A 9,840-nucleotide genomic window follows, 5' to 3' on the forward strand; every position below is an offset into this window, starting at 1 on the left:
AGGGGCGTCCTGCGGCCGTTGAGACGGTTTCGGGCCGCAACATACTGATTTGGCCCGTCGGCGCCAGTGTTTTGCGGCCGATTCCGGTCGATTGCTGAGGATGGATGAATCGGATTTCTCCCTGGTGGGACCAGGCCAGGCATGCGGACCGGGGGCCGTTTCTGCGGGCGCGCTGTGCCGTGACCAAGGCGCTGCGGGCCTGGTTCGCTGCGCAGGAGTTCGTCGAGGTCGAAACCGGCGTTTTGCAGGTGTCGCCCGGCAACGAAACCCACCTTCATGCGCCGCGCACGGCGCTGACGACGCCGGCCGGCGAGCAGATCACGCGCTACCTGCGCACTTCGCCGGAATTCGCCTGCAAGAAACTGCTGGCGGCCGGTGAACAGAACATCGTCGAATTCGCGCGGGTGTTCCGGGACCGCGAACGCGGCGACCTGCATCTCGCCGAGTTCACCATGCTGGAGTGGTATCGCGCGGGGACGTCCTATGACACGGTCATGGCTGACAGCCTAACTGTGATCGCTCGCGCCGCCGAGGCCACCGGCATCGGCGCGTTCTCGTTTCGCGGCCGGCATGCTGATCCGCTGGCGGAGCCGGAGCGGCTGACGGTCGCCGCCGCGTTCGATCGCTTTGCCGGGATCGATCTCCTGAAAACCGTGGCCGGCGGCGAGGGCGATCGCGCCGCGCTGGCGGAAGCGGCGCTGGGCAGGGTTCGGATCGCGGACGACGACACCTGGTCGGATATTTTCAGCAAGGTGCTGGTCGAGCACATCGAGCCCCGTCTCGGGCAGGGACGGTTGACCGTCCTGTTCGAATACCCCACGCCGGAAGCCGCGCTGGCGCGCCCCAAGGCATCGGACCCGCGCGTCGCCGAGCGTTTCGAGGTCTATGCCTGCGGCGTCGAACTCGCCAACGGGTTTGGCGAATTGACCGACGCCGCCGAACAGCGCACGCGTTTCATGCGCGCGATGGACGAGAAGCAAAGCCGCTACGGCGAGCGTTATCCGCTGGACGAGGATTTTCTCGCGGCGGTCGACTCGATGCCGGACGCGAGCGGGGTGGCGCTCGGCTTTGACCGGCTGGTGATGCTGGCGAGCGGCGCCTCAAGGATCGATCAGGTGGTGTGGACGCCGCCCGCGGAGGATGCATGAGCGGAAGGAGTGGCGAGAGCGTGGTTTCGACATTGCGGCAGCCGGAGGATCTCGTCGCCCACGGCCTCGCGCCGGCTGCGGCTCTCCCGGATCTCACACGGGTCGCCGCGCGCTATGCGATTGCGATCACGCCGCACGTCGCCGGCCTGATCGATCCGGCCGATCCCGACGATCCGATCGCGCGGCAATACGTGCCGAGCGCCGACGAACTTGCGGCGCAAGCGGGCGAGCGCGCCGACCCGATCGGCGATCATGCGCATTCGCCCGTGGATGGCATCGTCCACCGCTATCCGGATCGGGTGCTGCTCAAGCTCGTCCATGTCTGCGCGGTCTATTGCCGGTTCTGTTTCCGTCGCGAGATGGTCGGCCCCGCCAAGGAAGCCGCGCTGTCGAAATCCGCGACCGCGGCCGCACTCGATTACATCCGCTCGCATCCGGAAATCTGGGAAGTGATCCTGACCGGCGGCGACCCCTTGATGCTGTCGCCGCGGCGGCTGGCCGAGATCATGACTGAACTCGCCGCGATCGATCATGTCAAAATCATACGTATTCATACTCGCGTGCCGGTGGCCGATCCCGCGCGCGTCATCGACGAGATGGTGGCGGCCCTGAAGGTTGCGGGCGCCACCACCTGGCTGGCGCTGCATGCCAATCATCCGCGCGAACTGACGCCTGCGGCGCGATCAGCCTGCGCGCGGATCGTCGATGCCGGTATTCCCATGGTCAGCCAGTCGGTGTTGCTGCGCGGCGTCAACGACGAGGCCGCGACGCTGGAGGCCTTGATGCGCGCCTTCGTCGAATGCCGCATCAAGCCCTACTATCTGCATCACGGCGATCTGGCGCCCGGCACGGCGCATCTGCGGACCACGCTGGAACAGGGCCAGGCCTTGATGCGCGCATTGCGCGGCCGTGTGTCGGGACTGTGCCAGCCGGATTATGTTCTCGATATTCCAGGCGGATACGGCAAATCGCCGGTGGGACCGGACTATCTGTCGCATTCAGATTTAACCTCCGGAAAAGGTGAACATCCGCCGGAATCGCGCTATCGTATCGTGGACTATTGCGGTGGCATTCACCTCTATCCGCCGGTGCCTTAGTGTGAGATCTGAGAATGCGCATGACCTTTTCGCCACATCGCTCGCACCTTGGCGGATCATGCGCTCGACGGTCCAAGCCGGCGGCGTGCTTGCGCAAGTCGCGGAACGTTGGGAATTCCGGAACGTTCCCGAAAATACCAAGAGCGGACGTTGGAGCAGCGAAATGAGCAAGACCTTTGCGATCGCGGTTTCTTTGGCTTTGATCGGAGCGTCGGCGGCAGTGGCGCAACAGGGAACAAAAGACGGATCATATGATCCGTCCGCAACCCAATCATCGCCTTACCTCAACAACGCGCCGGTCGGTCACCGTCAGCCGCGCCTGAGCGACCTTCCTCCGGAGACCAGGGAGGCCGAGAGGCCGAAGGTCGATCCGGCGGATGCCGCGCTCGACCGCAAGATCAAGAGCATCTGCCGGGGCTGCTGACCGCTGGGGCCTTCCCGCCTCTGATGGAATCAGAAGCGGGGCTCCATACCGTTTTCGAGCGAAGTGGAATCCGGTTCGCGTGAAGAAACGCGTCAAATCGCCGTTTCCGTGAAGCGGTGAAAAACTTCCGGAAATGCTCTAGCAGGCTGTTGAAAAGGTCTTCAACCGTCATTCCGGGGCGCAACGAAGGTGCGAACCCGAAATCCAGCCACACTGATTTCTTCGTATTTCTGGATTCCGGACCGCCGCTTGCGCGGCGTCCGGAATGACGACAGAGATTTTTCAACAGCCTGCTAGCTCTTGTTGCGAGCCGCGAGCGCCATTCCGATCAGCGTGGCGCCGCCGAACATCATGTTGAGGCCGACCAGCAATCCGATGGCCCATGCCGCCGTGCCCGGCAGCCCGACGATGATGACGAAGGCGACGATGATGTCCATCAATCCTGCGGTCAGCAACCAGCCCCATCGCTGCGAGATTTCGCGGCGATGCTCGAGTGCGTACATGATGGTGACGGCTCCCTCGGCGAGGAAGTAGGCGCCGACCACGATGGTCAGCGTCAGCATGCCCCGGACGGGTTGTATCACCAGCAGGACGCCGACGAGCAGCGCGAGCGCGGCGGAGAGAAGCGACCACCAGAAACCGGGTATCCGCGGCGCCCAGAACGTAATCATCAGGCCGCCGATGCCGCCAATGAGAAACAGCCAGCCGAGGAAGATCGTGACGGCAAGGCTTGCGAGCGTGGGTACGACGATCGCGGCAAGCCCGAGGACCGCCAGCAGAATGCCCTCGAACAGGAAGGCCTTCCAATGCTCGCGGACTTCGGTGCTGACTTTCAACTGAAGACGTTCGAAATCTTGGGAAGGGGTTGTCATCGGCGGGGGCTCCATGAAAACGAAAACCGCGCATCCTTCGGGTCGTAGTTTAACGCACGACGGCTCAAAAAGTGACAAAAAAAGCGGTTCGCCGCGGTAAAGCCCCATCACGATGATTTGGATCGATCCAAAATCATGAACGTGATCGAGTCCGGTATCTTGAGACGCAGGATGCGGGCGGAAAGCCGCCACGTGCTTTTCCTTATCCTGCTGTGGTCAGCCTGGATCGGCGGGACTCGTTCCTGCCAGTCGCAGGCGGTTGCGTCCGCGCACATAGACGGCGGAGGTCATGAGCAGGAGGACGGTCCCGATCAGGATCGCAACCATTCCCACGGGGACGAGATAGGCGGCGACGTGCTTGTCCGCATTGGTCATCCATCGATGGATCGATGACAGGATGAAAGCCGCGCCGAGAAAACTTACGCCGCCGCCGCCGACCAGCAGCGCCCACATGCTGCGCAGGTGGCGCAGGCGCTCGCGCGAGGTCTCGGTGCGAGGAGCGTGGTGCGCGCCGACGCGACGAACCAGATAGGCCGCGAACAGGATGGCGCCGAATCCGACCAGCATGGCGGCGCCTTCCAGCACGAGCGCGCCGGGTCCGCTCAGATCGGGATTCTGTTGCAGCGCGAGCAGCGGCGCGTCGAAACTCGCATGCAGCGCGATGGGTATTGCGAAGATCGCCACGCGGTTGCGGATGCGGGCCCAGTCGCGAGCGTGGCGGTGCGCGCCGAGCGCGGTGCCCGAGCGCGCGATGGCGATGTAGGCACCGGCAATAATGCCCAGCGCGCCGTGGAAGGGAACGGTGAGCACGCTGCGCAGCACCGCGAGGGAACGCCAGATGTCGGCGTGCTGCATCAGGTAGGCGAGGTTTTCGTAGGCCGCAAAGCCGAGCCCCGCGGCGGCGCCGTACACCACCGCATCCATGGGATCGGCTGGCTTGCGGCGCATCGCGGCGACCACGGCAATGGCGGCGATCTTCACCAATTCTTCGGGCGCGGCGATCGCAAAAAGCGAGTGCAGGATCAACGCAAGCCACGGCGGCTCCGTCACGTTCAGCAGCGGTGCAAAGGGCGCGCGGGTTAATCCGAGCAGCGATACGCTGGCTGCGCCGAGCACGAACGCGGCCCAGACCATGGCGGGCGGTCCCGGGCGCTCGTCCGCCGCGATCACCAGCCAAAGCAGCAGCAGCGCAGGGGCAATGGCGGCTGCGCCCATGACGGTGGGAAGGGTTTCGAGCAGGTTCATGTCACCCGAAAATAAACGGTCTCAAAGGCTTATATGCAATTCCGCAAACCATGTCGCCACGGTGGATGCCGGTGTTTCCGATCCCTTGGGTCTCGCCGCAGCAGTCAGCCGCAGGGGTTTGAGCGGGCGACAGCCAGCCGACCTCACGAGCGGCGAAATTCTAGCACGCACGAAGCGCCCCGTTTCAAATATCAGCAGACTTTGCCGCTTGGCTTTTCAGCCGCGCGCAGGTTCCCCGTTGCAGGGGGCGCTGTTCCAGGTGCCCCAATGAACGCTGGCGAGGCTGCGATAGTCGGTCGTCAGCGGGCGGCGGGTTCGCTTCTCATAGGCGCCGATGACCCGCTCGGAGGCGGTGATCTTACGCTGCAAGTCGGCCGTCAGGCGTAGCTTCTCGGCGCGCGCCCGGGGCTCTGCGATCTCGCCATAACGGAAACGGCGAACCTCCATGTTGCGCAGAACTTCGCGATGTTTTTTCAACTGGGCGCGATGCCAGGCGATTGTGCTGTCGTTGTCCGCCATCGAAACCTCACTCTTGCCGGCTGTCCTTCGAGCCGCGATGAAGAACGAGAGAGCCGAAGCGTTACTCATCCGCTGATCCGGTGCAGCAGAATGAGAGACGCAGGCTGGCCACAAGCGTCGCCGGATTCTGGTTAATCAAAGGTAAATGATCGTTCGTGGCGGGGCAGCCCGGTTCTCGCCGCGCGCGCCTCCGGCAACTCAAATCGGAAGGCGCCGGACGTTCTCGCCGGCTATCGATCGGCTCCGAAATATCTGGAATTGCTCCAAATCCGGCTATGCGATCGGGAGATTTTACGCTATATATAAGAAGATATTACGAAAGGGATTCGGCCTCACCGGCCGTCCGCAACCGGCGAAAGCCGGTTAAACAGCCGGACTTCGGTCCGGACTTGTTCCCCAGGACTGCCGCGCTATCCGCTCTGGTGGATAGCGCGGCATTTTGCCGGAATGCCTCCATTTTCCTTCCTTTCGGAATCCGCGACCCTTTTGTTTCGCGCCGGCCATTCGCGCCCGGGATCGCGGGGAGGGGCCGCCGCTGCGCCTCGCGAGAAGGGACCGGCACTTGCCCGCATGGCGGCCCGGTGTGTTCGCCGCCGGACCTTTCGGCTCTGACCGAATTGGAAGTAGGGGCTCTATGATTTTGATTTGACGGGTTTTATTTGCGAAGCGGCACCCATCCCGGGGTCAGCCTTAAGAACGTGCCTTGCTGGAAAACGCCCGTTAAGCACCCGGCGGCGAGCCCCTTGTGTGGCGTGTCTCTCAACGATACGATTCCAAGGAGTTGAGTAGCGGGAGGCGTATGCAATGCTGTCGGACATCAAGGAGCAGGTACTCTCGGTAATGAGCCTCAAGTTGATGGCGGTGGTGTTGCCGGCGATAGTTCTGTCAATATTGACGGCAATGGTGATGTACCAGTTGGGCTTTCCGACCATGGTGTATGACGAGGTGGTCCTGATTCTGACGACCTTGATGCACGTGGTGTTGGGAGTCTGGTCGGCGCTGAACGTCGTTCTTCTTGGGATCGTGATTGCCGGACTTCTGTTCGCTCTCCTCCTGCCGGCCTTGATCGTATTCAGGGAAATCCAGAAGAAGCGGAACGAGCCTTCCGCGGCCTCGGATTCGGTCGTTCATTCCTCGTCCAATATGGCGGATGCGACCCGGCAATAGACGCCGGCACCATCGCCCTCCTGCTGCCATCTCCGCCGCTCATCACAACCATCGGCTTCGGACTTCGCGAACGCCGCGTCGCGGGCCGGCATGTTTGGCGCCGCGCCGTGCGCCCGCTCGAACCTGACCGGCGAAAGCAAAAAGCGGGAGGACAGGTTCAGTTGCCGATCCGCTTCGCCGGGCAGAAATCCCATTCTGCACTCGCCGAGATGGTTTGCGTGGCCGTTCCGGGTGACGCTTCTTCTCATCCGGACCGCGATAACGCGATGCACGTGGATTGCGGTCTTTTCCAATGCCGGTGAATCGCTGCCTCGGATCGAGTTCGAGGGCATGCTTTGCTCGAAAACGCTACATCATTGTTTGATTGACCGGCGGCGGTTTGCACGTATAGCAAGGCCGCGCAAATTTGTGGTTATTTCCGACCTTCATTTCCGGTTGATGCAATGAGTTCATTGGCGGCGACAATTATAAGTATGGATAAGGAGATTCTGCATACACTCAATTCGATCGGTGGACGAAATCAGGATCTGTGGGACCTCGCGAACAATTCGCTGTTCAGGGGATTTCCATTGTTCTTTTCCATTGTCGCCCTGTGGTTCTCCAGCGAGCAGCCGGAGCGGCGAGCCCGAATGCTGGCCGGCCTGATGGCGGTCTGCGTGGCGACGATGCTTTCGGTTTGGTCGCAGTTTCACACCGCGGTCCACATACGCCCAATTCTGGATCTGGCGATTCCCCTGGACACCATCATACCGCGGACACCGTGGGACCGGACGAATTCGTTTCCGAGCGACACAGCGACCCTGTTCTTCAGCCTGGCCGCCGTCGTTCTCGTAGAGAAGCGCTGGATCGGATTATTCTGCTTCGCCTGGGTCGCGGTGATCGTCGCGATTCCCAGGGTTATTGTGGGGCTGCACTATCCAAGCGACATCATCGGCGCGCTTGTTCTTGGACCGGCGATCGTTTTCACGTTTGCAAGCCTTCCATACCCGAAGCGTTTGTTTGAATACGCGTTCAGGTGGCTCGACGGCCGCATGTATATCGTTCACGCGCTGCTGTTCATTTTTCTGGCGGAAGCGTTCGACCTGTTTCCGAGCTTGCAGGCTCTCGGAAAGGTGTTTGCACGGCTGCTTCACGCATAGCATCGCGGCCAACAGATGAACGAAGCTCGATAGCGCGCGCGCGCCTCAAGGCGTGAAGCGACGCGAACGCCAATCCTGGCTCACAGGTTCGAAGGCGAGGGCGGTTCTTGCTAGTGTGGTGGTTCAGAAGTTCGCATCAAACGTTGCTGCAAGGGTATGCGAACTTCGGAATCGGGACACTAGCGCCTTTCCGCTTCTAGTGGAATCAGAAGCGGGCTCTATGATTTTGATTGGACGCGTTTTCTTCACGCGAACCGGTATCCACTTCGCTCGAAAACGCTCTAGTTCGCCCTGGGTGCCGGCGGAGATCCTGATGGACCCGCGGGTCCCACAGGTCCCGGAGGACCAGCGAGTCCGGCTGGACCGGGAGGTCCCGGTGGTCCGGCCGGACCGGTTGAGCCGGCAGGACCGGCAGGCCCCGCTGATCCGGCGGGTCCGGGGGGGCCTTCAGGGCCCGGCGGGCCGGCAGGTCCGCAGTTTTGGATCACCGCGTCGCGGGTCTCGGACCCGGAGGTGATCGTCACGGTGCAGGTCGTTGGAAACTCTGGGCCCATCCATTTGAACGCCCCCGTCGCCGCGCTCTGGACTTTCACCGTCTTGGCCGGGCTGATCTTGATTTCGACGTTGGGGTCGCCCGTGCGCCGGATTCGTCCCTCGATCACCAAATCCCCGCGTCGTATGCTGGCATTGGTGACGGAGATATCGGCGGATGCACTGATCGGCCATGCGACTGCGAAACAGGTGGCGGCGATCGCGGCGGCGCTGACTAGCTTCGGAAGCATAGTGAACCTCCTCCCCAGACGAGGCAAATCTCACCATGAAAACGCGCCGAGGGCAACCACGGGCGCGGTGAGGATATCGTGACGAGCATCGCTTGAAGCAAAAAGAATGCTTTAAGGAGCGAAGAAACGCACGAAGCGACTTGCGGGTTGGGCCAAAGGGCGCTACTCGCCCTTATGGCCTTGAAAAGTCCCAAACCCGGCGTGCGAACCCGCGATGGTGGTGAATATACCTGTCCCGGGTGCGGGGCCGTCTATAAGGTGACGGTCTATACCAGCCCGTTCAAGGATACGAACCATCAGGACTGTGAAGTCTGCAACACGCTCATCAAGAGCTGGAATCATGCAACGACGTGGTGGTCCTACAAGCTGGCCAAGCGGCCGCGGAAATAGGCCGATCGGCAAGCCGGTCGCGATGAAGAGATAACGCGCGGAAGAGGCGGTTCAGCCGGGTCATGCATAGGCGGATTGCAGGAGGACGTTGCCCCTGTAAAGAGGATTACTCCGCGCCTGTCGCGCACGGCCTTGCGAAGAAGCCGGAGGGAAATAATCACCTCGCCTTTGGCCGAAGCAGGGTGTTTTGCGCCGGGCAGGTCGCGTGATCTACAATCTTCTCTGATACGGACCATGCATCATGATTTCGATCCTGTTCACACTCGTATTTGTTGGGGTTCTGCTGTTCTTGGGAGCGCGGACCCTCCTGAACTGGGTCCTGCCGAAACGCCGTCGCTAGGCGAAACAAAATCAGGGAGCCTCGCTTCTGACTCCATCAGAAACGGAAAGGCCCTGGGCGGCTGGGTGCGTTGAGAAAACGCTCCGGGCTAACGGATAGTGGCCTATCGACCATCATCATCGCTGCACGCTGATGCCTGAGGCGATGACGGTGAGCGATATGAGCGAACCTATAGCTTCACGCCCCCAGCCTGTGGCATCATCCCGTGCGGTGTGTATGCGCAGTGGGAGCATGAGCAAAGATGCTGGGTGGTCGAAGAGCCATCGCGAGAGGGCGACTAGTCGTGGGCGCGGCGTTGACCGGCCTCGTGCTAAGCTCGAGCCTGAGCTTCGCGCAGACCGTGGTGCCAAGCACTGAAGCCACACGTTTTATCGAAAGCGATTGCCAATGGCTGCACCGAGACTTCCTGGCTGCATGCATCGTGTCCGAGACTTGCGGTTCGCACCCTGATGAACTTTCCTACTCCACGGCCCTGCAACGAAGGATGTCTTCGCTGGAGACTGTCATCACGGTCGCCGCAATGCACGAGATCGATGCCGCCTGTAATCGGTCCTGCAAGTCGAAGCACCTGATGGATTACTCCACCTTGCGCCAGGCGGTATGCCTCCCGCTCATGGAGCGGCCAAAGCTTAACGGGCCACGCCATCATCGGCGCCGCACTCGCCACCATCAAGCCGCGCCTTCTAGCGACGCTCGGTCAACAAATTAATCACAAGC

Annotated in this window: 10 protein-coding genes; 7 read left to right on the forward strand and 3 right to left on the reverse strand. The window is 61.8% G+C overall.

The features are described 5' to 3' along the window. Nucleotides 1-104: 104 nt before the first annotated feature. The 3 genes from epmA (at nt 105) to BGN91_RS09160 (ending at nt 2,669) form a co-directional block, all read left to right on the forward strand. The gene (epmA, locus tag BGN91_RS09150) at nt 105-1,148 is read left to right on the forward strand and encodes an EF-P lysine aminoacylase EpmA (RefSeq protein ID WP_292612459.1); all 1,044 of its coding nucleotides are present in this window, start codon (nt 105-107) and stop codon (nt 1,146-1,148) included. Further along, nucleotides 1,145-2,245 (forward strand): lysine-2,3-aminomutase-like protein, encoded by a 1,101-nt coding sequence (locus tag BGN91_RS09155; RefSeq protein WP_292612461.1) that lies wholly within the window; start codon nt 1,145-1,147, stop codon nt 2,243-2,245. The genes epmA and BGN91_RS09155 overlap by 4 nt, the downstream gene beginning before the upstream one ends. Before the next feature lie 163 nt (nt 2,246-2,408). Further along, nucleotides 2,409-2,669 (forward strand): hypothetical protein, encoded by a 261-nt coding sequence (locus BGN91_RS09160; RefSeq protein WP_292612463.1) that lies wholly within the window; start codon nt 2,409-2,411, stop codon nt 2,667-2,669. A gap of 293 nt (nt 2,670-2,962) precedes the next feature. On the opposite strand, the gene BGN91_RS09165 is transcribed toward BGN91_RS09160, so the two are convergent. The 3 genes from BGN91_RS09165 to BGN91_RS09175 form a co-directional block, all read right to left on the reverse strand. Beyond that, nucleotides 2,963-3,541: an HdeD family acid-resistance protein gene (locus BGN91_RS09165; protein ID WP_292612464.1), complete on the reverse strand. Its 579-nt coding sequence runs from the start codon at nt 3,539-3,541 to the stop codon at nt 2,963-2,965. Between the two features lie 216 nt (nt 3,542-3,757). Further along, complete coding sequence (locus tag BGN91_RS09170; RefSeq protein ID WP_292612465.1) at nt 3,758-4,786, reverse strand: PrsW family glutamic-type intramembrane protease; 1,029 nt, start codon at nt 4,784-4,786, stop codon at nt 3,758-3,760. Nucleotides 4,787-5,002: 216 nt separating this feature from the next. Further along, the gene (locus BGN91_RS09175; RefSeq protein ID WP_292612473.1) at nt 5,003-5,305 is read right to left on the reverse strand and encodes a hypothetical protein; all 303 of its coding nucleotides are present in this window, start codon (nt 5,303-5,305) and stop codon (nt 5,003-5,005) included. A gap of 804 nt (nt 5,306-6,109) precedes the next feature. On the opposite strand from BGN91_RS09175, the gene BGN91_RS09180 reads away from it, so the two are divergent. The 4 genes from BGN91_RS09180 to BGN91_RS09195 all read left to right on the forward strand — a co-directional run bounded on the left by BGN91_RS09180 (nt 6,110) and on the right by BGN91_RS09195 (nt 8,783). Further along, nucleotides 6,110-6,472: a hypothetical protein gene (locus BGN91_RS09180; RefSeq protein ID WP_292612466.1), complete on the forward strand. Its 363-nt coding sequence runs from the start codon at nt 6,110-6,112 to the stop codon at nt 6,470-6,472. 473 nt (nt 6,473-6,945) lie between these two features. Beyond that, nucleotides 6,946-7,611 (forward strand): phosphatase PAP2 family protein, encoded by a 666-nt coding sequence (locus BGN91_RS09185; protein WP_292612467.1) that lies wholly within the window; start codon nt 6,946-6,948, stop codon nt 7,609-7,611. A gap of 513 nt (nt 7,612-8,124) precedes the next feature. Further along, nucleotides 8,125-8,475: a hypothetical protein gene (locus BGN91_RS09190; RefSeq protein WP_292612469.1), complete on the forward strand. Its 351-nt coding sequence runs from the start codon at nt 8,125-8,127 to the stop codon at nt 8,473-8,475. 92 nt (nt 8,476-8,567) lie between these two features. Continuing rightward, nucleotides 8,568-8,783 carry a hypothetical protein gene (locus BGN91_RS09195; protein ID WP_292612471.1) on the forward strand — a complete coding sequence of 72 codons (216 nt, stop codon included), beginning with the start codon at nt 8,568-8,570 and terminating at the stop codon, nt 8,781-8,783. Nucleotides 8,784-9,840: the final 1,057 nt, after the last annotated feature.

Origin of the sequence: Nitrobacter sp. 62-13 (assembly GCF_001896955.1) — a bacterium.
Lineage (GTDB): Bacteria > Pseudomonadota > Alphaproteobacteria > Rhizobiales > Xanthobacteraceae > Nitrobacter.

Excerpts from the sequence above, each read along its gene's own strand:
- BGN91_RS09160 (WP_292612463.1), top strand. The coding sequence starts at position 2,409 with ATGAGCAAGACCTTTGCGATCGCGGTTTCTTTGGCTTTGATCGGAGCG.
- BGN91_RS09170 (WP_292612465.1), bottom strand. The coding sequence starts at position 4,786 with ATGAACCTGCTCGAAACCCTTCCCACCGTCATGGGCGCAGCCGCCATT.
- BGN91_RS09180 (WP_292612466.1), top strand. The coding sequence starts at position 6,110 with ATGCTGTCGGACATCAAGGAGCAGGTACTCTCGGTAATGAGCCTCAAG.
- BGN91_RS09175 (WP_292612473.1), bottom strand. The coding sequence starts at position 5,305 with ATGGCGGACAACGACAGCACAATCGCCTGGCATCGCGCCCAGTTGAAA.
- BGN91_RS09185 (WP_292612467.1), top strand. The coding sequence starts at position 6,946 with ATGGATAAGGAGATTCTGCATACACTCAATTCGATCGGTGGACGAAAT.
- BGN91_RS09155 (WP_292612461.1), top strand. The coding sequence starts at position 1,145 with ATGAGCGGAAGGAGTGGCGAGAGCGTGGTTTCGACATTGCGGCAGCCG.
- BGN91_RS09195 (WP_292612471.1), top strand. The coding sequence starts at position 8,568 with ATGGCCTTGAAAAGTCCCAAACCCGGCGTGCGAACCCGCGATGGTGGT.
- epmA (WP_292612459.1), top strand. The coding sequence starts at position 105 with ATGAATCGGATTTCTCCCTGGTGGGACCAGGCCAGGCATGCGGACCGG.
- BGN91_RS09165 (WP_292612464.1), bottom strand. The coding sequence starts at position 3,541 with ATGACAACCCCTTCCCAAGATTTCGAACGTCTTCAGTTGAAAGTCAGC.